20 protein-coding genes and 1 pseudogene are annotated in these 20,751 nt (G+C 63.1%); 8 read left to right on the plus strand and 13 right to left on the minus strand.

Features of this window, described 5'->3' with window-relative positions:
* Window positions 1-176: 176 nt before the first annotated feature.
* From AC0KW6_RS14335 to AC0KW6_RS14355, 5 genes are read right to left on the minus strand one after another with little or no spacing between them, the layout of a single operon-like run.
* Window positions 177-1,640 (minus strand): aldehyde dehydrogenase, encoded by a 1,464-nt coding sequence (locus tag AC0KW6_RS14335; protein WP_474035244.1) that lies wholly within the window; start codon window positions 1,638-1,640, stop codon window positions 177-179.
* Window positions 1,641-1,668: 28 nt separating this feature from the next.
* Complete coding sequence (locus tag AC0KW6_RS14340) at window positions 1,669-2,706, minus strand: LLM class flavin-dependent oxidoreductase (protein WP_474035246.1); 1,038 nt, start codon at window positions 2,704-2,706, stop codon at window positions 1,669-1,671.
* A complete protein-coding gene (locus tag AC0KW6_RS14345; RefSeq protein WP_474035247.1) occupies window positions 2,703-3,629 on the minus strand; it encodes a flavin reductase in 927 nt (308 codons plus the stop codon). Before AC0KW6_RS14345 ends, AC0KW6_RS14340 begins: the two co-directional genes overlap by 4 nt.
* A complete protein-coding gene (locus AC0KW6_RS14350) occupies window positions 3,626-4,447 on the minus strand; it encodes an alpha/beta fold hydrolase (RefSeq protein WP_474035248.1) in 822 nt (273 codons plus the stop codon). The genes AC0KW6_RS14345 and AC0KW6_RS14350 overlap by 4 nt, the downstream gene beginning before the upstream one ends.
* The gene (locus tag AC0KW6_RS14355; protein WP_323775450.1) at window positions 4,419-5,021 is read right to left on the minus strand and encodes an amino acid synthesis family protein; all 603 of its coding nucleotides are present in this window, start codon (window positions 5,019-5,021) and stop codon (window positions 4,419-4,421) included. Before AC0KW6_RS14355 ends, AC0KW6_RS14350 begins: the two co-directional genes overlap by 29 nt.
* A gap of 106 nt (window positions 5,022-5,127) precedes the next feature.
* Between AC0KW6_RS14355 and AC0KW6_RS14360 the strand changes: the two genes are divergently transcribed.
* Window positions 5,128-5,814 carry a GntR family transcriptional regulator gene (locus AC0KW6_RS14360; protein ID WP_474035249.1) on the plus strand — a complete coding sequence of 229 codons (687 nt, stop codon included), beginning with the start codon at window positions 5,128-5,130 and terminating at the stop codon, window positions 5,812-5,814.
* A 102-nt stretch (window positions 5,815-5,916) separates the two neighbouring features.
* Here AC0KW6_RS14360 and AC0KW6_RS14365 read toward each other — a convergent pair whose 3' ends face one another.
* Window positions 5,917-6,834, minus strand: coding sequence for a LysR substrate-binding domain-containing protein (locus tag AC0KW6_RS14365; protein WP_474035250.1), 918 nt, complete (start codon window positions 6,832-6,834; stop codon window positions 5,917-5,919).
* A 139-nt stretch (window positions 6,835-6,973) separates the two neighbouring features.
* On the opposite strand from AC0KW6_RS14365, the gene ugpB reads away from it, so the two are divergent.
* From ugpB to AC0KW6_RS14390, 5 genes are all read left to right on the plus strand, one after another.
* Entirely contained in the window at window positions 6,974-8,275 is a 1,302-nt protein-coding gene (gene ugpB / locus AC0KW6_RS14370) for a sn-glycerol-3-phosphate ABC transporter substrate-binding protein UgpB (RefSeq protein WP_474035251.1), read from the plus strand.
* Window positions 8,276-8,345: 70 nt separating this feature from the next.
* Window positions 8,346-9,227, plus strand: a complete 882-nt coding sequence (gene ugpA, locus AC0KW6_RS14375) for a sn-glycerol-3-phosphate ABC transporter permease UgpA (RefSeq protein WP_323775453.1) — start codon at window positions 8,346-8,348, stop codon at window positions 9,225-9,227.
* The gene (gene ugpE, locus AC0KW6_RS14380) at window positions 9,227-10,078 is read left to right on the plus strand and encodes a sn-glycerol-3-phosphate ABC transporter permease UgpE (protein WP_474035252.1); all 852 of its coding nucleotides are present in this window, start codon (window positions 9,227-9,229) and stop codon (window positions 10,076-10,078) included. Before ugpA ends, ugpE begins: the two co-directional genes overlap by 1 nt.
* An 11-nt stretch (window positions 10,079-10,089) precedes the next feature.
* On the plus strand, window positions 10,090-11,145 hold the full coding sequence (locus AC0KW6_RS14385; protein WP_474035253.1) for a sn-glycerol-3-phosphate import ATP-binding protein UgpC: 1,056 nt from the start codon (window positions 10,090-10,092) through the stop codon (window positions 11,143-11,145).
* The gene (locus AC0KW6_RS14390; RefSeq protein WP_474035254.1) at window positions 11,145-12,086 is read left to right on the plus strand and encodes a glycerophosphodiester phosphodiesterase family protein; all 942 of its coding nucleotides are present in this window, start codon (window positions 11,145-11,147) and stop codon (window positions 12,084-12,086) included. The genes AC0KW6_RS14385 and AC0KW6_RS14390 overlap by 1 nt, the downstream gene beginning before the upstream one ends.
* 87 nt (window positions 12,087-12,173) lie before the next feature.
* On the opposite strand, the gene hutU is transcribed toward AC0KW6_RS14390, so the two are convergent.
* Genes hutU through hutI form a run of 4 tightly spaced genes read right to left on the minus strand, consistent with a single transcriptional unit; the run spans window position 12,174 to window position 17,321 of the window.
* Window positions 12,174-13,856 carry a urocanate hydratase gene (hutU, locus tag AC0KW6_RS14395; protein ID WP_474035255.1) on the minus strand — a complete coding sequence of 561 codons (1,683 nt, stop codon included), beginning with the start codon at window positions 13,854-13,856 and terminating at the stop codon, window positions 12,174-12,176.
* Window positions 13,853-14,638 (minus strand): N-formylglutamate deformylase, encoded by a 786-nt coding sequence (gene hutG / locus AC0KW6_RS14400; protein WP_474035256.1) that lies wholly within the window; start codon window positions 14,636-14,638, stop codon window positions 13,853-13,855. Before hutG ends, hutU begins: the two co-directional genes overlap by 4 nt.
* The gene (gene hutH / locus AC0KW6_RS14405) at window positions 14,635-16,158 is read right to left on the minus strand and encodes a histidine ammonia-lyase (protein WP_474035257.1); all 1,524 of its coding nucleotides are present in this window, start codon (window positions 16,156-16,158) and stop codon (window positions 14,635-14,637) included. Before hutH ends, hutG begins: the two co-directional genes overlap by 4 nt.
* The gene (hutI, locus tag AC0KW6_RS14410) at window positions 16,155-17,321 is read right to left on the minus strand and encodes an imidazolonepropionase (RefSeq protein ID WP_474035268.1); all 1,167 of its coding nucleotides are present in this window, start codon (window positions 17,319-17,321) and stop codon (window positions 16,155-16,157) included. The genes hutH and hutI overlap by 4 nt, the downstream gene beginning before the upstream one ends.
* A 631-nt stretch (window positions 17,322-17,952) precedes the next feature.
* Here hutI and AC0KW6_RS14415 point away from each other — a divergent pair.
* Window positions 17,953-18,601 (plus strand): annotated as a pseudogene (locus tag AC0KW6_RS14415) (IS5 family transposase); the annotation flags it as partial.
* A gap of 191 nt (window positions 18,602-18,792) precedes the next feature.
* Here AC0KW6_RS14415 and AC0KW6_RS14420 read toward each other — a convergent pair.
* Entirely contained in the window at window positions 18,793-19,137 is a 345-nt protein-coding gene (locus AC0KW6_RS14420; protein ID WP_474035258.1) for a hypothetical protein, read from the minus strand.
* Between the two features lie 157 nt (window positions 19,138-19,294).
* The gene (locus tag AC0KW6_RS14425) at window positions 19,295-19,525 is read right to left on the minus strand and encodes a glycine cleavage T C-terminal barrel domain-containing protein (RefSeq protein ID WP_474035259.1); all 231 of its coding nucleotides are present in this window, start codon (window positions 19,523-19,525) and stop codon (window positions 19,295-19,297) included.
* Between the two features lie 13 nt (window positions 19,526-19,538).
* On the opposite strand from AC0KW6_RS14425, the gene AC0KW6_RS14430 reads away from it, so the two are divergent.
* Entirely contained in the window at window positions 19,539-19,730 is a 192-nt protein-coding gene (locus tag AC0KW6_RS14430) for a hypothetical protein (RefSeq protein WP_474035260.1), read from the plus strand.
* A 348-nt stretch (window positions 19,731-20,078) separates the two neighbouring features.
* On the opposite strand, the gene AC0KW6_RS14435 is transcribed toward AC0KW6_RS14430, so the two are convergent.
* Window positions 20,079-20,750 carry a TetR/AcrR family transcriptional regulator gene (locus AC0KW6_RS14435; protein ID WP_474035261.1) on the minus strand — a complete coding sequence of 224 codons (672 nt, stop codon included), beginning with the start codon at window positions 20,748-20,750 and terminating at the stop codon, window positions 20,079-20,081.
* Between the last annotated feature and the right edge of the window lies 1 nt (window position 20,751).

Raw genomic sequence — 20,751 nt, forward strand, 5'->3', positions numbered from 1 at the left:
CCGGGCCCGGAAAAAGAAACCTATGGCTTACCTCTGCTTCGCGTGCGGCTAATCAGGGAATTTCCGATTTTTTACAGTGCCTTGCCGGACAACAGCAGGCAATAGAAACCGCCCCGCCGCGTGTGCGGCAGAGCGGCTGGAGGCGCGGCTTGTTTTGATAACCTGCGCGGCGAAGGTCAGCGCATCACGAAGGGGTCTGGAATCGGATCGTCGCTGGTGCGCAGCCACACGGCCTTGACCTTGGTGTAATCCAGCGCCGCCTGCAGCCCGCCCTCGCGCCCGTGGCCCGACAGCCCGTGACCGCCAAAGGGCGCAATCGGGCTGACCGCACGGTAGGTGTTGACCCAGACGATGCCCGCCCGGATGCCGCGGATCATCCGGTGTGCGCGGGTCAGGTTCCGGGTGAACACCCCCGAGGCAAGCCCAAAGGCGGTGTTATTGGCAATCTCCAATGCCTCGGCCTCAGTCTCGAAGCTGACCACCGACAGGACCGGGCCAAAGAACTCTCTGCTGAGGCAGGGGGCCTCCGGCGCCTCCGAGCAGTCCAGAATGGTGGGCGGGAAATAGAAGCCCTCCCCCTCCACCGCCGCACCGCCGGTAACCAGCTTGGCGCCCGCCGTCACTGAGGTCTCGATCAGCCGCAGCGCATGGTCGCGCTGTTTCAGGGTGCACAAGGGGCCGACTTCGGTGGCCATGTCCTGCGGCGCGCCGATCACCACGGCCTCGGCCTTTTTCTTGAGCCGGGCCAGAAAGGCATCCTTGATCCCCTTCTGGATCACCAGCCGCGAACCGGCAACGCAGCTTTGCCCTGTCGCCGCAAAGATCCCTGAAACCTGCGCGTTCACTGCGCTTTCCAGATCGGCGTCGTCAAACACGATGAAGGGCGACTTGCCGCCCAGCTCCAGCGAGGTGGAGGCCAGATTTTCCGCCGAGTTGCGCACGATATGGCGCGCGGTCTCCGGCCCGCCGGTGAACGCCACATGGGCGACCTTTGCATGGCTGGTCAGCGCCGCCCCCGCCTCCGGCCCGCCGGTGATCACGTTCAGCACACCGGGTGGAAAGCCCGCCTGATCAAAGATGCGGGCAAATTCCAACATCGGCGCCGGGCCTTCCTCCGAGGCTTTCAGCACCACGGTGCAGCCCGCCGCCAGCGCCGGGCCGATTTTGACAGCGGACAGGAACAGCTGCGAATTCCACGGCACGATGGCGGCCACCACGCCGACTGGCTCACGCCGCAGCCAGACCTCCATATCGGGCTTGTCGATCGGCAGATGCGCGCCCTCGATCTTGTCCGCCAGCCCGGCGTAATAACGGTAGTATTCCGCCACATAAGCGATCTGCGCCGAGGTCTCGCGGATGATTTTGCCGGTGTCGCGGGTCTCCAGTTCCGCCAGCCGCGGGGCATTCTCCGCCACCAGATCGGCGAGCCGCAGCAACAGCTTGCCGCGCTGGGTTGGTGTCGTCCCCGCCCACTCAGATGAGAAAAACGCAGCCTCAGCAGCCCTGACCGCCCGGTCCGCATCCGCGGCGGACGCCGCGGGCATCTGCGCCCAGGGCGTGCCAGTGGCTGGATCGAAGCTTTCGAAGGTGCCGCCTGCGTCCTCAAACGCGCCGCCGATATACTGCTGGAAGGTCTGCATTGGCAGGCTCCTTTACTGGAAGGCCGGGTTACTGGAAGGCGGGCATCACGTCCGTGATGAACCGCTCTAGCGAGGCTCTTTTGCGCTCAAAGCTCATACTGGAGTCGATCCAGAACGAGTATTCATCATAGCCCAGGGCCTCGTATTTCTTCAGCCGCTCGACCACAGCTGCCGGTTCGCCGATCACCAGGTCGCGCGCCATCGCCTCAGGCGAGTAGAACGGATGCGCGGCGATTTCCTCGTCTGACAGCGGATCAATCAGTCCCTGAGTGACGTCCCGCTTGTTCATGAACCAGGCGCCAAAGTAGTTGTAGAAGCGGTTCAGCTCCTCCGCCCCGCGTTTCACATCCTCGGCGCTGTCCGCCACATAGGTGTGCTGCAGCAGCATGATCTTCGGCCGCGGCACGTCCGCGTGTTTCTCGCAGGCGGCGTTGAACTTGCCCATCAGATCTTCAATCTCGCCGTCGCCTTGCCACAGCGGCGTCACCTGCACGTTGCAGCCATTCGCCACCGCAAATTGATGGCTGTTGGGGTCGCGTGCCGCCACCCAGATCGGCGGGCCGCCGTCCTGCAGCGGCTTCGGCGAGGAGGTGGTTTTCGGGAAGGAATGAAACTCTCCGTCCTGCGCGTAATCGCCCTGCCACAATCCCTGCACCGCCGGGATCAGCTCGCGCATCCGCTGGCCTGCCTCCCAGGCATCCATGCCCGGCCGCATGCGCTCATACTCATAGGAATAGGCGCCGCGCGCGATGCCCAGATCCAGGCGGCCCTCGGTGATGATGTCGGTCATCGCCGCCTCACCCGCCAGCCGGACCGGATGCCAGAACGGCGCAATCACCGTGCCGGTGCCCAGGCGCACATTCTTGGTGTGCCGCGCCACGTCGATCAGGTTCAGGAACGGGTTCGGCGCGATAGTGAAATTCATCCCATGATGCTCGCCGGTCCAGACCGCATGCATGCCGCCGTCATCGGCGATTTTGCACAGCTGTATGAACTCGTCATAAAGCTGCTGTTGATCCTGATCGTCCGAAATCCGCTCCATATGCGCAAAAAGCGAAAACTTCATGAGCCCTTGCCCCCTGTCCCGACCGCGCGGACCTGCCCGCGGGTTTGGTTTCCATAATACACTCCGAAATTGCCCATCCGGCTTTCACTGGCGAACCGTTCCAGCATAGTGCAGACCGCCGCATCGGCGATGTCCATCAGCGTGGATTGGGTCAGCTGGGTGAAAGCGCCCTTGGCCGCTGTGCCCCCGGCGGATTGGCACAGAAACGAAATGTGCTGATGTTCGCGCGCTTCGTCTTCAAAGACCGAGTAGATGAACCCCGGCTCCGCCGCGACGCCGGTCCCGGCAATCAGCCGGGCCAGCGCGGCGGAGGCGCCTTCCTTGCCGACGCGGGTTTCCGGCAGGGTGAGCTTGCCCTGATCCTTGCCCATCAGCAGCACCTTGCCCTCATGCTCAATCAGGGCCGAGACGATCAGCTTGGCGCCCTGGCTGAGCGCCTCGGCCTCCGCCGCAGCCGTCACATAGGCGCCGCGGGCGTATCCCAGCCCCGGCGCAGGGGAGGTTTCAAACGCCTCCACCCGGCCGATCAGGATCAGGTGATCACCGGCCTCGACCCTTTTGTGCATGGAGCAGTCGAACCAGGCGGAAACACCCTCGAACACCGGGCTGCCCGCTGGCCCCTTGCGCCATTCGACGGCGGCAAAGCGGTCCTCGACAGGCCGGGCAAAGCTGTTGGAGACATCCTTCTGATCTTCTGCCAGCACATTGACGGCAAAGCCCTCCGCCTGCTCGAAAGCGGCGTAATTGCTGGAGGAATTGGCCAGGCAGACCAGCACCAAGGGCGGATCCAGCGACACCGAAGTAAAAGAGTTGGCGGTAAATCCGATGGGATGGCCATCCGCATCCTGTGCCGTCACCACGGTGACACCGGTCATGAAAGTGCCAAAGGCATTGCGCAGGGCGCGCGGGTCGATCTCGCTCATGACGGCTCCTTTTCCGCTGATGCGTTCAACCAGTTCCGCAGCGCCGCGTTGACCTCGGCGGGGGCAGTCAGGTTGACCATATGCCGGTGGCCTTCGATGACAACCGCGCGGCCTTGCGGCGCGGCATCGGCCATCCTCTGCGCCATGTCCGGCGTTGAGTTGGGATCGCCATCGCCGGTCAGCGCCAGCAGCGGGCAAGCGATGCCGCCGAACCCGTCCGCATAGGTGCTGTCGCCGCGGGCAAAGGCGGTGTAGGCCGCAGCGTAGCCTGCAAGGTTCACAGCCGACAGCCATTCCGCGACCTGTGCCCGCGCCGCCTGGTCCGCCGCACTTTCGCCGAACCAGCGGGTGAGCGGCGTTTCCAGATCAAAGCTGCCTGCGCGGATTTCGGCAGCGCGAGCTTCTACGGCTTGCCGCGCCTCAGGCAAACGCCGGAACACCCCATTCAGCAGCGCCACCCGCGCCACGTTCTCAGCATGGCAGACCGCATAGCCGCCGGCAATCAGCGCCCCCATGGAATGGCCGGCCAGCGACACCGGCCCCAGATCAAGCGCCTGCAGCACGGCGTGCAGCCAGTCCACATAATCCGGCAGCTCCGCGCCCTCAGGCAAGGGCGCGCTGCCACCGTGGCCGGGCATATCCAGGGCAATCACCTTGTGGGTCAGGGACAGCGCCTCGATCTGCGGTGCCCAGGCTGCCGATTGCATGCCAACCCCGTGGATCAGCACCACCGGCGCCCGCAGCCCATCCCCCTGGCCCGCCCGTTGGCAGGTGACGGTGCCGTAAGGCTCAGACAGCGGCAGGGTTGTCGGCGTCATGGCCCAGTTCCTTCAGATCCTGATAGCGGTCGCCGATGCGGTGATGCGGGCGGCCGCCGATCGAGGCACCCAGCGCGATCACAATCTCATCCGGGCCCGGCGCATCGGCCACCGACAGCTGGATGGTCAGGTAATGGCTGCGCCGCCCGCCGTCGTTCTTGTCCATCAGCGGGATCTGCAGCGGCGCATTGGCCGGGCCGCGGGTGTTGGTGAACGCCAGATAAGACTTCGCGCCCACCGCCTCGCGGAAATGATTGCCGAAGCGCAGAGTGTGAATGAGGGCCGAGGCGTGCTCGACCTCGCCGTTCACCCCGACGATGGCGGATTTGCCGTAACCCTCAACCTTATCGCCGCCGCCTGCGGCCTTCAGAATCATCGCTGTCAGCTTTTCCCCCAGACCCGGCGCGCAGTCGTGGATCGCCGGGCGCAAATCCTCGACAAACCCCTGTCCCGCCCAGGGGTTTTTGATCACCGCCACCGCGGCAAACATCCTCAGCGGCGTCTCTGCTGCCTTGCCGCCCTCGATCAGGGTCTCTTCGGCATGCAGCAGTGTCTTGCGGATTTCAGCGGGCATGGGCGGGTCTCTCGTATCTGATTCCAGTTGTCGTAATATGGTATACCATAAGACAGTATGTCAATGCAGACTTGTTCCGCCCCGCCCCGGCTGCTATCGGGGACCCATGAACAGCCCCGTGAACCGTCCCGTGATGAGCAGAATAGACCAGCCGCCGCAGACCCTGCGCGACATCGTTCAGGAGCGGATGCGCGAGGCGATCATCGCTGGCCAGTTCGCCCCGGGAGAGCGGCTGGTGGAGCGCCCCTTATGCGACCAGCTTGGTGTCAGCCGCACCGTGGTGCGCGAGACCATCCGCTATCTGGAAGCCGAGGGGCTGGTCGAGATCCTGCCCGGCAAAGGCCCGATTGTGGCACAGCTCAGCTGGGAGGACGCGCGGCAGATCTACGACATCCGGCAGATGCTGGAGACCGCCGCCGCCACAGCCTGCGCCCGGAACATGACGCCCGGCCTTTCCGGGGCGCTGCAGGATGCTTTGAAGGTGCTGCAGGAAGCGGTTGCCGCTGGTATTCCCGGTCCGATGCTGCGGGCCACCACCGAATTCTACCGGATCATATTCGAGGGCGCAGGCCACAGCGTCGCCTGGGAAATCGCCCAGCGTCTGAATGGCCGCATCAGCCGGTTGCGGGCGGTGACCTTGTCCACCGAAGAGCGTCAGAAACCCGGCCCCGCCCATATGCAGGAGATCTGCGGGGCCATTGTGTCAGGGGATGCAAAGGCTGCGCGGACCGCGATTGAGCGGCACCTTGAAGACGCCAAACGCACCGCGCAACGGCTGCTGCAGCAAGAATAGCCGGTCTTCTGGGAAAAAACTGCCTCGAAAATCACTGTTCATGGCTGAGATCCGCGCCGGATGTCAGCTTGCGGTCCGCATGGTCGCGGCGGCGGGCGGGGCTCATATCCGCGGCGGCGGATCCAGGTCGGCGCGGAACGGCGCCAGGCTGTCGGTGAAAGCGTCCAGAAAATCCAGCGCCAGCAGCGACCGGCTGCCCGACACCGGGCGCAGGATCGACAGCCGGTGAGGCAGTTCCGGGGCGAAGGGCACGATGGCAATGCCCTGGCCGCGAAATTGTTCGGCATCCAATGCGCTGACAACGGACGCGCCCTGCCCCTGGCCGACCATTATGCAGGCGGTGGAGAACTGGCGCACCTCGATCCAGCTGTTCAATTCCACCCCGGCTTCGGAAAATGATTTGTGCAGCTTGCGGAAAAACGGGCTGTCGCGCCTTGTGTGGATGATCTTGCGGTGCTGCAGGTCGCGGGGCGTGATAACATCCTGTTCTGCCAGCGGGTCTTCCTGCGGCAGCACACAGACGGTGCGGATGGGCAGGTCGATGTTTTCCACCGCCGGATGGGCGGCAAACCCGTCGGTGATGCCGCAGTCATACTGCTCGCCGATGATCCACTCCAGGATCCTCTCGGGCCGGTCCGGCTCCAGCGTCAGCCGCACGCCGGGGCGGTGCTCCAGAAACCCGGCCAGCAGTTTCGGCAGCAGCGCTGTTGCGAACCCCGGCAGGCAGGCGATGCGCAGATGGCCGGCGGTGCGCTCGGTCAAGTCCCGGTTGAGTTCCTCCAGATGGTTCAGACTGTCGAATACCCGGCCCACCTCGGACAGCAGATAGCGCGCCTCGGAGGTGGGAATCAGCAGCCCGTCCTTGCGGGTGAACAGATCCACCGCCACTGTTTTTGAAAAATCAGACAGCAGCCGGCTGGCCGCAGGCTGGGAAATCCCCAAGCTTTCAGCGGCGCGGGTGACCGAGCCGGTACGGGCAACGGCCTGAAAGGCCTCAAGCTGTCGAAGTTTGAATTTCAAGGGGTTAGCCGCTTTCAAGAGAAGAGTAACGCGCCGCCTCATAACATTATGTTATGATTTTTGTCAAAAAACTTTTGCTTGAATTATTTTACCCCCCGGACAAATGCTGTCGCCATAGCCAACCTTTGGAGAGAAGCTCATGCCGATCAAATCTTTGCTCTGTGCCTCGGCCGTTCTGGCCGTTGCTGGCAGCACCGCATTTGCAGAAACCGAAATTCAGTGGTGGCACGCCATGGGCGGCACCAACGGTGAACGCGTCAACAAGATCGCCGAAGATTTCAACGCCACGCAGGACGACTACAAAGTGGTGCCCGTCTACAAGGGCAACTACACCGAGACGATGACGGCAGCGATTGCCGCCTTCCGCGCCAAGGAACACCCGCAGATTGTGCAGGTCTTCGAGGTCGGCACCGCCACCATGATGGCCGCCAAAGGCGCGATCTATCCGGTTGAAAAACTGATGAAGGACGCGGGCGAACCCTTCAACGGCGACGATTACCTGCCCGCGGTTGTGTCTTACTACCAGACCCCAGAAGGGGAACTGCTGTCGATGCCCTTCAACAGCTCCTCCCCGGTTCTGTGGTACAACAAGGACGCGCTGGACGCCGCTGGTGCCGACGTTCCCACCACCTGGGACGAAGTGCGCACCGCCTCGCAGAAGCTGGTCGGCAACGGCATGAAATGCGGCGTCTCCTTTGGCTACCAGTCCTGGGTGATGATCGAAAACTACTCAGCCTGGCACAACCTGCCCTCCGGCACCAAGGAAAACGGCTTTGCCGGCTTCGACACCGAACTGACCTTCAACAATGACAAGGTCGTGGCGCGGCTGGACGATATTGCCGAAATGGGCAAGGAAGGCCTGTTTGTCTACGGCGGCCGCCGCGGCGACAGCCTGCCGATGTTCACCAACGGCGACTGCGGCATGTGGATGAACTCCTCGGCCTATTACGGTTCGATCGCCGAGCAGGCCGGTTTCGAATTCGGCCAGACCATGCTGCCGCTGGACACCAACGTGGCTGACGCACCGCAGAACTCGATCATTGGCGGCGCTACCCTGTGGGTCCTGGCCGGCCATGAAGAGGAAGAGTACAAAGGCACCGCCAAGTTCATGACCTATCTGTCCTCGCCCGAAGTGCAGGCCTGGTGGCACCAGGAGACCGGCTATGTGCCGATCACCACCGCCGCTTATGAGCTGTCCAAGGAACAGGGTTTCTATGAAAAGAACCCCGGCACCGACACCGCGATCAAACAGCTGAGCCTGAACACGCCTACCGCCAACAGCCGCGGCATCCGCTATGGCAATTTTGTTCAGATCCGTGATGTGATCAACGAAGAGCTGGAAGCGCTGTGGGGCGGCGAGAAGTCCGCACAGGAAGCCCTGGATGCAGCCGTGGAACGCGGCAACGACCTGCTGCGCCGCTTTGAGCGCTCGGCCAAATAACCCATCCTGACGACCCGGCCCAGCCGCCCTTTGCAATGGGCGGCTGGGTCTTTTCCTGATTGGGGGCTTCATGCTCAAACGGGTGCATTTCCCTTCTTCCCTGCTGCCCTACCTGCTGGTGGCGCCGCAAATCATCATCACTTTGGTGTTCTTCATCTGGCCCGCAAGCCAGGCGATGTACCAGTCGTTCCTGATCGAGGACGCCTTTGGCCTTGGCACCGAATTTGTCTGGTTCGAGAATTTTGAGCAGCTGCTGACCGACAGCCATTACCTTGCCAGTTTCCAGCGCACCGCGGTGTTCTCCCTCTTGGTGGCGGGTCTGTCGATGGGCACAGCGCTGATCCTCGCGGGCTTTGCCCAGCGGGTGGTGCGCGGCGCGATGTTCTACCGGACCCTGCTGATCTGGCCCTATGCGGTCGCCCCCGTTCTGGCCGGTGCCCTGTGGGTCTTCATGTTCAATCCCACCCTAGGCATCTTCCCCTATTTCCTGGAATTCGCAGGCATCACCTGGAACCATTACCTGAACGGCTCCCAAGCGATGGCGCTGGTGATCCTGGCCGCGGCGTGGAAGCAGGTCGCCTATAACTTCCTGTTCTACCTCGCCGCCATGCAATCGATCCCCAATTCGGTGATCGAGGCCGCCGCCATCGACGGCGCAGGCCCGGCGCGGCGGTTCTGGACCATCATCTTCCCGCTGATTTCGCCCACCACGTTTTTCCTGCTGGTGATCAACATGGTCTACGCCTTTTTCGAGACCTTCGGCATCATCCACGCCGTCACCCAGGGCGGCCCCGGCACCTCCACCACCATTCTGGTCTACAAGGTGTTCAACGACGGCTTTGTCGGTCTCGACCTCGGCGGCTCGGCGGCGCAGTCGGTTGTGCTGATGGTGCTGGTCATCGCGATGACCGTGGTCCAGTTCCGCTTTGTTGAAAGAAAGGTGGCATACTGATGGTCGAAAACCGCCCCCTGACCGCCTTCCTCACCCATCTGGTGCTGATCCTTGGCGTCATTGCCATCGCGCTGCCGGTGTGGATCACCTTTGTTGCCGCCACCCATGACCAGCTGCGGATGAACCAGGCGCCGCTGCCGCTGTGGCCCGGCGACCACTTTCTGGAAAACATGAAGCAGACCCTGTTCGGCTCCGGCCTCAGCGGCACCGAAGGCGCACCGGTCTGGCTGATGCTGCTGAACTCATTGGCGATGGCGCTGATGATTTCAACCGGCAAGATCGCCATTTCGCTGCTGTCGGCCTTTGCCATCGTCTATTTCAAGTTCCCGTTCCGCATGGGGTTCTTCTGGATGATCTTCATCACCCTGATGCTGCCGGTCGAGGTCCGCATCCTGCCCACCTTCGAGGTGGTCGCCAATCTGGGGATGCTGAACAGCTATTGGGGCCTGTCGATCCCGCTGATCGCTTCGGCCACCGCGACCTTCATGTTCCGCCAGGTGTTCCTGACGGTGCCGGATGAGCTGCTGGAGAGCGCCCGCATCGACGGCGCCGGGCCGCTGCGGTTCTTCTTCGACATCCTGCTGCCGCTGTCGCGCACCAATATCGCGGCGCTGTTCGTGATCCTGTTTATCTTCGGCTGGAACCAGTACCTCTGGCCGCTGCTGGTCACCACCGACACATCGATGACCACCATCGTGATGTCGATCAAGCAGATGCTGGAGGCCGCGGAGCAAAGCCCGCAGTGGAACATCATCATGACCACCGCCCTGCTGGCGATGATCCCGCCGGTGTTCGTGGTCATCGCAATGCAAAAGCTCTTTGTGCAGGGCTTGACGGAAACCGATAAGTAAGGCGCCCCGAAATGGCTGATATTCAACTCACAGATCTGGTGAAATCCTACGGCCCGACCCAGGTGCTGCACCATGTCGAAGGCGGCATCAAGGATGGCGAATTCATCGTCATCGTCGGCCCTTCGGGCTGCGGCAAGTCCACGCTGCTGCGGATGGTGGCGGGGCTGGAAAGCGTGACCTCCGGCGAAATATCAATCGGCGGCCGCCGGGTGAACGAGCTGGAGCCTTCGGCGCGCGACATCGCCATGGTGTTCCAGAACTACGCGCTGTACCCGCATATGTCGGTGCGCCAGAACATGGCTTACGGCCTGAAGATCCGCAAACTGCCGAAAGACGAGATCAACCGACGCGTCGAGGAGGCCGCCGAGATCCTGGAGATCAGGCAATACCTCGACCGCAAGCCGCGGCAGCTGTCGGGCGGCCAGCGTCAGCGGGTTGCCATGGGCCGCGCCATCGTGCGCGATCCGCAGGTGTTCCTGTTTGACGAGCCGCTGTCGAACCTCGACGCCAAGCTGCGGGTGCAGATGCGGCTGGAGATCCGCAAGCTGCAGCAGCGGCTGGGAGTGACCTCAATCTATGTGACCCATGATCAGGTCGAGGCAATGACGCTGGGCGACCGGCTGATGGTGCTGAACGGCGGCTATGTCGAGCAGTTCGGCACCCCGATTGAGCTGTATGACCGCCCGGCCTCGGTATTTGTCGCCGGTTTCATCGGCAGCCCGGCAATGAACTTTTTCCCGGCTGACCTGAACCCCGGCCAGGCCACCCTGCCCGGCGGCACGGTGCTGCCGGTTGCCTCGGCCCATTCCGGCGCGGCAACCCTGGGCCTGCGCCCCGAACACCTGACGGCGGACGAAAACGGTCCCATCGCGCTGCAGGTGGACCTGCTGGAGCAATTGGGTGCCAACACATTGATCCACGGACGCCTGCAGGGCACCGAGCACGCCCTCACCGCCAGCATTCAGGGCCATGCCGATGACGGCATCGGCAGCATCCGCCGTTTTTCGGCCACGCCTGAACTCACCCACCTGTTCGACGCCGCCTCCGGCAAACGTCTGGCAGACTGATGGCCTTCCCCCAGATCCCTGCCTTTGCAGGCGCGCCGGGCGTGATCCGGCTGGTCGGCCACCGCGGCGCCCGGGGCGTGCTGCCGGAAAACACCCTGGAAGGTTTCGAATTTGCCCTGAACACCGGGGTGGAGCTGCTGGAACTGGACGTCACCGCCACCCGCGACGGGGTGGTGGTGATCACCCACAACCACCATCTGACACGGTCGATGGTCCGCGATGCCAATGGCAACTGGCTGCAAGGCGCCGAACCCAAGATCTCGGCCCTCAGCTATGCCGAGTTGCAGGCCTATGATGTGGGCGGGCTGGATGGCGCCAGCGCCTATGGGCGGCAGTTTCCGGATCAAGCTTTCCTGACCGGCCTGCGCATTCCCCGCCTTGCGGATCTGCTGGCGCTGCTGCAGCAGCCGCAGCATCAGCGCGTGCATCTGCTTCTGGAGATCAAATCCGACCCGGACCTTCTGGCCGACACCGCCGCGCGCCAGGCATTGGTCGAAGCGGTCGTTTCCGTGGTCCGCGCCGCCCGTATGCAACCGCGCACGGTGCTGCACAGTTTCGACTGGGATCTGCTGGCCGACTGCCAGCGGATTGCCCCGGAAATGCCCGCCTCCTTCCTGACCCAGCTGCAGGAGAACACCGATGAGGCGGGCGAGGAGTCCTCCAAGGCGGTGAACCCGGTGGCGGACTGCACAGTGCTGGACCTGCCGGATCGCGTTGCCGCAGCCCGGGGGCGGTTCTGGTGCCCCTGCTACCTGGACATCACACCGCAATCATTGGCCCGTGCCCGCGACCTGGGGCTGGTGACGATTGTCTGGACCGCCAACGCGCCCGAAGACATTGAGCGGATGATCGATCTGGGCGTCGACGCGATCTGTTCCGACTATCCGGGCCGGGTGCAGCGCCTGCTGCAAACCCGCGGGCTGCATTGGCGCAGCGATTGAAAAGGGCCGCTCTTCTGCGGGAAGAACGGCCCTGAAACATTAATTCTCGGGGGCTGAAATCCGCTCTGGATTTCAGCCTTTTTCAGGTTACCCCAGGATGCCGGGCAGGTTCAGCCCGTGTTCCCGTGCGCAATCCTTGGCGATGTCATAGCCCGCATCCGCGTGGCGCATCACGCCGGTCGCCGGGTCGTTCCACAGCACCCGGCCGATGCGGCGCGCGGCGTCCTCGCTGCCGTCGCAGCAGATCACCACGCCGGAGTGCTGCGAAAAGCCCATGCCGACGCCGCCGCCGTGGTGCAGCGACACCCAGGTGGCACCCGAGGCGGTGTTCAGCAGCGCGTTCAGCAGCGGCCAGTCGGAGACTGCGTCCGAACCGTCCATCATCGATTCAGTTTCCCGGTTGGGCGAGGCCACCGAACCGGAGTCCAGGTGATCGCGGCCAATCACCACCGGTGCTTTCAGCTCGCCGTTCTTGACCATCTCGTTGAACGCAAGGCCGGCCTTGTGGCGGTCGCCCAGGCCAATCCAGCAGATCCGCGCAGGCAGGCCCTGGAAGGCAATCCGCTCCTGCGCCATGTCCAGCCAGCGGTGCAGGCCTTCGTTGTCGGGGAACAGTTCCTTCATCTTGGCGTCGGTTTTCTTGATGTCCTCCGGATCGCCCGACAGGGCGGCCCAGCGGAACGGGCCGATGCCGCGGCAGAACAGCGGCCGGATATAGGCGGGCACAAAACCAGGGAAGTCAAACGCGTTCTCCAGCCCTTCCTCCAGCGCCATCTGGCGGATGTTGTTGCCGTAATCCACCGTGGGCACGCCCATCGCGTGGAAATCGCACATCGCCTTGACCTGCACCTTCATCGAGGCACGGGCGGCTTTCTCAACCGTTTTCTTGTCGGTCTCGCGCTTTTCCTTCCACTCGGCCATGGTCCAGCCCTGCGGCAGATATCCGTTCACCGGGTCATGGGCCGAGGTCTGGTCCGTCACGATATCAGGCCGGATGCCGCCCGCCTTGGCGCGCTCCACCAGCTCGGCAAAGACATCGGCCGCGTTGCCCAGAAGGCCCACGGATTTCGCCTCGCCCGCTGCGGTCCAGCGCGCGATCATCTCCAGCGCCTCGTCCAGGGTTTCAGCCTTCTCGTCCAGGTATTTGGTGCGCAGGCGGAAATCGATGCTGTCGGGGTTGCACTCGACTGCCAGACAGCAGGCACCGGCAAAGACAGCCGCCAGCGGCTGCGCGCCGCCCATGCCGCCAAGGCCGCCTGTCAGGATCCATTTGCCTTTGAGATCGCCGCCGTAATGCTGACGGCCTGCTTCGGCAAAGGTCTCATAGGTGCCCTGCACGATGCCTTGGGTGCCGATGTAGATCCAGGAGCCGGCCGTCATCTGGCCGTACATCATCAGGCCCTTTTTATCGAGCTCGTTGAAGTGATCCCAGTTGGCCCAATGCGGCACAAGGTTGGAGTTGGCAATCAGCACGCGGGGCGCGTCCTTGTGGGTCTGGAAAACGCCGACGGGCTTGCCGGACTGCACCATCAGGGTCTGGTCTTCCTCCAGGTTTTTCAGGCTCTCGACAATCATGTCGAAATCCTTCCAGGTGCGCGCGGCGCGGCCGATGCCGCCGTACACCACCAGCTCATGCGGGTTTTCCGCCACGTCGGGGTGCAGGTTGTTCATCATCATCCGCAGCGGCGCTTCGGTCATCCAGGACTTGGCGGTCAGCTCCGTGCCGGTGGGCGGAAAAATATCGCGGGTGTTCTTGCGGGGATCGCTCATGCCGAGGGCCTCCAGGTTTTGAGATCAGTCAGAATTTTGGTGAGATGGGCGCGCAGGCGGTCTGCACGCTCCGGCAGATAGGTCCAGGGCGCCGCCTCCTGGCAGTAGGTCGCCTGCGCCAGTTCCATCTGGATCGCGTGCAGCCCGTCGCCGGGCCGCCCGTAATGCCGCGTGGTCCAGCCGCCCTTGAAACGGCCGTTCAGCACCGAGGTATAGCCTTCGGCCGCGTCGCAGCGGGCGGCGGTCAGCGCCTCGATCGACGCATCGCAGGTCGCGCCCAGATTGGTGCCGATGCTGAAATCCGGAAGCCGGCCCTCGAACAAAAACGGGATGTCGCCCCGGATCGAATGGCAGTCATAGAGGATCGCAAAGCCGTGGACCGCCTTCACCCGCTCCAGTTCCGCCGCCAGGGCAGCATGATAGGGCGCGTGATAGGCGTCGCGGCGGCGACCGGTTTCCGCCGCGTCCGGTTCCATGCCCTCGCGCCAGATCCCCTGCCCGTCAAAATCGGTCAGCGGCACCAGCGTGGTGGTGTTTTGCCCGGGGTACAGGCTGACCCCGGCGGGATCGCGGTTCACGTCGATCACATAGCGGTGGATAGGGGTGCGGACGGTGGTGACGTCTCCGGCCAGCCCCGCATAGAGATCGTGGATGTGCCAGTCGGTATCCGCCAGCGCCCGGCCGGTTTCATTGAGGCAGTCCCAAATCTCCGGCGGCACATCGGTGCCGGTGTGGGGCAGCCCCAGCACCAGCGGTGATGATCCTTGAGTAACCTCGATCATGCGGCCACCTTCACCCCGGCCGCATCGGCCGCACGGCCTGCACGGATCATGGCACTTGCAGTCTCGATATCGGGCGCCAGATAGCGGTCTTCGGCCAGCGACGGGATCTCCCCGCGCAGCATTGCCAACACATCCTGCAAGCGTTCGGAAGTTTTCAGCGGCGCACGGGCCTCAACCCCTTGCGCAGCGCAAAGCATTTCAACGCCCAGGATCACCGACAGGTTGGCGTTCATCTTTGAAAGCCGCAGCGCGCCGTGGGCGGCCATCGACACATGGTCCTCCTGGTTGGCCGAGGTCGGGGTCGAGTCGGTCACGCAGGGGTTGGCCAGATGCTTGTTCTCGCTCATCAGCGCCGCGGTGGTCACTTCGGCAATCATGAAGCCCGAGTTCAGCCCCGGATCGGGGGTCAGGAACGGCGGCAGGTCGTGGCTGAGGGTCGGATCGACCATCAGCGCCACCCGGCGCTGCGCGATGGCGCCGATTTCGGCCACGGCCAGCGCAATCTGATCGGCGGCAAAGCCCACATACTCGGCGTGGAAGTTGCCGCCCGAGACGATGCGCCCTTCGTTCACCAGAACCAGCGGGTTGTCGGTAACGGCGTTGGCCTCAATCTCCAGCGTCCTGGCCGCCATCCGCAACACGTCCAGCGCGGCGCCCACCACCTGCGGCTGGCAGCGGATGCAGTAGGGGTCCTGCACGCGGGTGTCGCCCTCGCGGTGGCTTTCGCGGATTTCACTGCCCGCCATGATGTCGCGCATCTGCTGCGCCACGTCGATTTGCCCGGCATGGCCGCGCAGGGTGTGGATATCGGCGATCAGCGGCGCGGTGGAGCCCATGATGGCATCGGTGCTGAGCGCGGCAATCGCCATCGACGCTTCGGCCATGCGCCAGGCGTCAAACAGACCGGCCAGCGCGCAGGCCGTCGAAAACTGCGTCCCGTTGATCAGTCCCAGGCCTTCCTTGGGGCCCAGCACAATCGGCTCTAAACCGGCCTTTTTCAGCGCTTCGGCACTGGACATGCGGGTGCCCTCGTATGTGGCCTCCCCGGCTCCGATCATCGCCGCCGCCATATGCGCCAGCGGTGCCAGATCGCCCGATGCGCCGACCGAGCCCTGCGACGGGATCACCGGCACCACGCCGCGTTCCAGCATCTGTTCGATCTGATCAATCACCAGCCAGCGCACGCCGGACGCACCGCGCCCCATCGACAGCAGCTTCAGCGTCATCATCAGCCGGGTCTTGTCCTCCGGCAGCGCCTCACCGACGCCGCAGCAATGCGACAGGATCAGGTTGCGCTGCAGGGTGGCAGTGTCGGCGGGCGCGATCTTGGTTGAGGCCAGCTTGCCGAAACCGGTGTTAATGCCATAGACGGCATCTTCTCCGGCAGCGGCATCCGCCACCATCTGCGCGGCGGCTTCCACCGGCTCACGCGCGGAGGCATCCAGCCGGGCCGGGGTCAGGTTGCGGTAGATATCTTCCAGCGTCGACAGGTTCACTGTGCCGGGGATCATTTCGATCATCGTTTGCCCTCATAGATACGGGTGTGAAGCGGGTTGAAGCCGATGCGGTAGGCAAGCTCGCCGGGCGTTTCCACGTCCCAGACCGCCAGATCGGCCCGCATACCGGCGGAAATGGTTCCGCGGTCCTTGAGCCCAAGCGCCCGGGCCGCGTTGCGGGTGACGCCGGCCAGCGCCTCCTCCGGGGTCATCCGGAACAGGGTGCAGCCCATGTTCATCGTCAGCAGCAAGGAAGTCAGCGGCGAAGAGCCCGGGTTGCAGTCGGTCGCCAGCGCCATCGGTACGCCGTGGGTGCGGAAATGGCCGATCGGCGGCATCTGGGTTTCGCGGATGGTATAGAACGCGCCCGGCAGGATCACCGCAACCGAGCCGCTGGCGGCCATCGCCCTGGCGTCATCCTCATTTGCGTATTCGACGTGATCGACGGACAGCGCGCCATATTGCGCCGCCAGCGCGGTGCCGCCCTGATGGCTCAGCTGTTCGGCGTGCAGTTTCACCGGCAGGCCCAGCTCCTGCGCCGCCTTGAACACCCGTTCGATCTGCGCCGGCGCAAAGGCGATGTTCTCGCAGAATCCATCCACCGCATCGACCAGCCCTTCGGCATGGGCGGCGCGCAGGGCGGGAATGCAGACCTCGTCTATATAGGCGTCGTCGCGGCCCTTGTACTCGGCCGGCGCCGCATGGGCACCAAGGAAGGTGGTTTTCACCGTCACCGGGCGCAACTCGCCCAGGCGGCGGGCGGCGCGCAGCATGTTCAGTTCGGTATCGCGGTCCAGCCCGTAGCCGGATTTCACCTCGACCACGGTGGCGCCTTCGGCGATCAGCGCATCCAGACGGGGCAGCGCGTCCTGCACCAGATCGTCCAGCGACGCGGTGCGGGTTGCGCTCACGGTGGAGACGATGCCGCCCCCTGCCCGTGCGACCTCTTCATAAGACGCGCCGTTCAGACGCATCTCGAACTCCATCGCGCGGTTGCCGCCAAAAACGATATGGGTGTGGCAATCGATCAGCCCCGGCGTCACCAGCCGGCCGCCAAGATCCCGCTGCTCCCAAGCAGAATTGTCAGCTGACAATTTCTGCCTTGGCCCGGCCCAGACGATGGTGCCGTCCGAAACCGCAACCGCACCGTCTTCAATCAGCCCATATGGCGTGTCTGTGCTGGCCATCGTCGCCAGCTGTGCGCCGGTCAGAACAAAATCCCCTGTCACGGACTTCCCCCGATTCTCTTTGCTGCTGTTTCAATATTAAACTACTCATTTAGGTTATTATGTCTAGTCATAAAATGGGCGCGCGGCCCATGGCGGCCCGGGCAACGCTGCGGACAGGCATCCCGATCCCCATCATCGGCAACAGCGTCGCGGCAATCCGGTCAGCGTCCTGCCAATTCCGCAGCTTGCCGGCGTAGTCTGTTTGCACTTCAGGGCAGGCCCGCAGAACGGCGGCAAGATCACTGCGTTTCTCTGCGTTGCCATCACTGGCGTCTGGATGCTGAGGCTGCGGCAAAGGTGCCGTAGCCTGCAGCACTTCAGCGTCAGAATCGTTTTTATTGAATCCTGTATGAGCCGATCAGTCTGGCCGTCAGGGCCGCGTATACTGGATGCAGGCAGCTTGGTCTCCCGCGGGGTCCCGGCGGGCTTCCGGCTGACAATTTCACCGTGCGGCGCCTCGGCCACCAGTGCCAGCGGCATTGCCAACCTATTTGCACCCGGTCGACAGCGGTCTGATCCGCGCCGGCTTTGATGCAAAAATTACTGTTCAATGATTCACCTCACGAATCCAGAATGATAGCTGTAGGATATGAGCAGCTGTGCCGCTTCGAAGTACAAGACCACGCACTTGCCGGATTACAATGACGTTGTGAAACCACGCGGATCGCTGTCGATCTGGTTTGATCCTAAGATGGTCTGAACGCCCTGACCAAGCGGCAAGCGCGGTAGGCAGCAGCGCTTCAGCGATGCCGCGATCCACACATGCCTGACGATGAAGGTGCAGTTTGGCATGCCGCTTCGGCAGACGGCCGGGCTCGTCGAGAGCCTCTTGCCGCTGATCAGGTTGGACTGGGCTGTGCCGGGGTTCAGTACCTTGTGCCGCCGCCAACAAACGTTGAACGTCAGCCTGCCGTATCGTGGTGGCACCGGCCCGCTCAACCTCCTGATTGATAGCACCGGCACCAAAGCCAAAGGCGAAGGCGAGTGGAGTGAGGAGGATCAGAAAACAGTCCGGGGGACTGTTTTCCCGACAAACCCGCAAGCATGGTGGCCCAAAGCGCCGTATCAAGCGCAAGATACACATCGGGATCGACACAGAAACGCTGGAAGTCCGGGCGGTGGAAATTACCGGCAGCAATGTTGGCAATGCGCACATGCTGCCCGGGTTGCTTGACCAGATCCCGCCCGATCAAGACCTCGGCAGTGTCACGGCAGACGGGGCTTATGACACCCGCAAACCCGCATCGCCGCGCTCAGTCTCTACACCGCTCGTGGCTTACCCGTCGCAAGGGCCGTAGGATAAGCCCGTCTCGGGTAAGGGAAAGTACGGGCCTCAGCCGATTTGTGCATCAAAGCCCATTGGACCCCTTCGCTGACAAGCGCCGGATGCAAAGCGAAATGAACCAGCTGTTCAACGTGACATCTCCCTTCAAGATGCGGCGATCGCGACCGTCAAGAATTTGAGCAATGCTTCGGATTGACCGCTTGCAACATGAATACGAAAACTGTTTTCCGTCTCATATCTGTAGAGAAACACCTCAAACTCAAAGAGTCTCCGAGCGACGGACCTGGAGGGTATACCCAAGTTCAGTTCGGCGCCGCGTCTCAGTACCTCCAGTGCGTTTTTCCCACTGATGTCGAACACTGAATACGCGTCGCTGGCGTCTGAGACAGCCTGACAGATGTCATCCTGCCAGCCTTCCGGCACGGCGGAGCCGTTGACCAGCAAAACGCGGTCCCGGCGGATGGGCAATGCATAGCTCTGAGCGGTCACGATGTCTGGCCAGCTGGCGATTGGCTGCTCTGTCTGCGCCAGAACACGCGGACCGGATAGCAGCGTTTGCCGCGTCAAGGTGGCGGGAGCAAGAGTTATGCCGTTTGCCTGATGGACCTAGCCGGAGGGTTGAAGGGCGTCCCAATTTTCGCTGTCGTCACGCATGAAGGCGTCCTCCGTCGGGATCGAAAGCGCAAGGGGCGCAAATCGTGGCCTTTCGAACTTCGCCCAAATGCCAGACCGAGATGGTTTCGCCGATCCGTGCCGTCCCGCTTTCGACCAGCCCGAGGGCAAGGGGATGGCCAAGTGTCGGACTGTCGTAACTGGAGGTGACATAGCCCAGCGAGCGGGGCGGAGTGCCTTCGACGAAATGGGCGCCGGTGGGCAAAGGAGTGTCGCCCGTGGGGACCCCTGAGCCCGACCAGTGTCTTGCGGTTCAATGCATTGGCCTTGTCGCAGTGCAGGCTGCGGTCGCCGATAAAGGCCGCGGATTTTTTCAGGCGCGGGATGCCAAAGCCCAGATCATGGGGCATGGTTTCACCATCGGTGTCCTTGCCGACCATGATATAGCCCTTTTCGGCGCGCAGGATTGAAAGCGCCTCGATCCCGATCGGTGCGGCCCCTGTGCCCTGCCGGATCGGATCACCGCGTCCCAGAGTGCGGGTGCCTTGGTGCGGCGAATGGAGAGTTCGCAGCTGAGATCGCCAGTGAAACTGACCCGGGCGATCCGCAGGGTGTATCGTCAAAACACGACTCTTGCAGGGTCATATGGGGAAATGCTTGGGTCTTGGCAAGGTAGCATGCGGTCGCCAACCCGTGGCCGCCGGCACCAATAATCACCGCATCATAAGAGGATTTGGGGGCAGCCGACCGCCAAGCCTTGCCCCACCCGGTGTGGCCGCGCAGACCCTCGCGCAGCAGGTTGAAAGCTGAATAACGTGTCATCGGCTGTTCAGGTCGATAACGAAATCACGCAGATCGGCGATCGCCTTTGGATCAGGGTCAACACCTGTGAAGCCGCGCAGGTAGCCTTCGAGCCTTGCGATCCGTTCCGACATTGGTTCGCGCAGTTCCAGCGCATGATAGCCAAGCTGCATGAAATAGAGGATGCGTGCGCGGGTATCGGCATCGTATTCAGAGTATCCGAAGCCTTCGAACATGGCGCTGAGGGCCTTGAGACGTGCCGCATCGGCGGCGTCGATGCGTTGGCGCACCGCACCGTCCCGGCGCGACCATTCCCTGACCGCAAAGTCCAGTCCGTGATCAAACAATTCAGGATCGAGAAAGCAGCGAAAGAAGTTGCAAACGGCCTCAGCTATGGAGCCGGCAGGTGCCTCGACGCTTTCGGCAATCGTTCTTGTGTTGCGGTTTTCCCAGTCGTCCAGCAAATCTTCGAGCAGGTGTTTGCGGCTTTTGAAATAGCCATAAAAACTGGAGCGGGACACCTCAAGGCGGGTGCCAAGCGCCAAGACCTTGACCTCGGCAACGCCTTCGCTGACGAGAACGTCGCGCGCCACGTTCAGCCAGTCTTCGCGTGTGACCTTTACGTGGCCGACAAGCGGGTCCTTGTCCGGGTCATCCCGATGTAAAAGCGGTGTATTTCGTGCCGGCATA

The organism is Leisingera sp. SA215 (assembly GCF_055902035.1).

Coding starts and splice junctions, on each gene's coding strand:
- AC0KW6_RS14335 (WP_474035244.1), bottom strand. CDS start 1,640: ATGCAGACCTTCCAGCAGTATATCGGCGGCGCGTTTGAGGACGCAGGC.
- ugpE (WP_474035252.1), top strand. CDS start 9,227: ATGGTCGAAAACCGCCCCCTGACCGCCTTCCTCACCCATCTGGTGCTG.
- AC0KW6_RS14435 (WP_474035261.1), bottom strand. CDS start 20,750: ATGCCGGCACGAAATACACCGCTTTTACATCGGGATGACCCGGACAAG.
- AC0KW6_RS14385 (WP_474035253.1), top strand. CDS start 10,090: ATGGCTGATATTCAACTCACAGATCTGGTGAAATCCTACGGCCCGACC.
- hutH (WP_474035257.1), bottom strand. CDS start 16,158: ATGATCGAAATGATCCCCGGCACAGTGAACCTGTCGACGCTGGAAGAT.
- AC0KW6_RS14350 (WP_474035248.1), bottom strand. CDS start 4,447: ATGACGCCGACAACCCTGCCGCTGTCTGAGCCTTACGGCACCGTCACC.
- hutU (WP_474035255.1), bottom strand. CDS start 13,856: ATGAGCGATCCCCGCAAGAACACCCGCGATATTTTTCCGCCCACCGGC.
- AC0KW6_RS14340 (WP_474035246.1), bottom strand. CDS start 2,706: ATGAAGTTTTCGCTTTTTGCGCATATGGAGCGGATTTCGGACGATCAG.
- AC0KW6_RS14345 (WP_474035247.1), bottom strand. CDS start 3,629: ATGAGCGAGATCGACCCGCGCGCCCTGCGCAATGCCTTTGGCACTTTC.
- hutI (WP_474035268.1), bottom strand. CDS start 17,321: ATGGCCAGCACAGACACGCCATATGGGCTGATTGAAGACGGTGCGGTT.
- ugpA (WP_323775453.1), top strand. CDS start 8,346: ATGCTCAAACGGGTGCATTTCCCTTCTTCCCTGCTGCCCTACCTGCTG.
- AC0KW6_RS14390 (WP_474035254.1), top strand. CDS start 11,145: ATGGCCTTCCCCCAGATCCCTGCCTTTGCAGGCGCGCCGGGCGTGATC.
- hutG (WP_474035256.1), bottom strand. CDS start 14,638: ATGATCGAGGTTACTCAAGGATCATCACCGCTGGTGCTGGGGCTGCCC.
- ugpB (WP_474035251.1), top strand. CDS start 6,974: ATGCCGATCAAATCTTTGCTCTGTGCCTCGGCCGTTCTGGCCGTTGCT.
- AC0KW6_RS14355 (WP_323775450.1), bottom strand. CDS start 5,021: ATGCCCGCTGAAATCCGCAAGACACTGCTGCATGCCGAAGAGACCCTG.
- AC0KW6_RS14360 (WP_474035249.1), top strand. CDS start 5,128: ATGAACAGCCCCGTGAACCGTCCCGTGATGAGCAGAATAGACCAGCCG.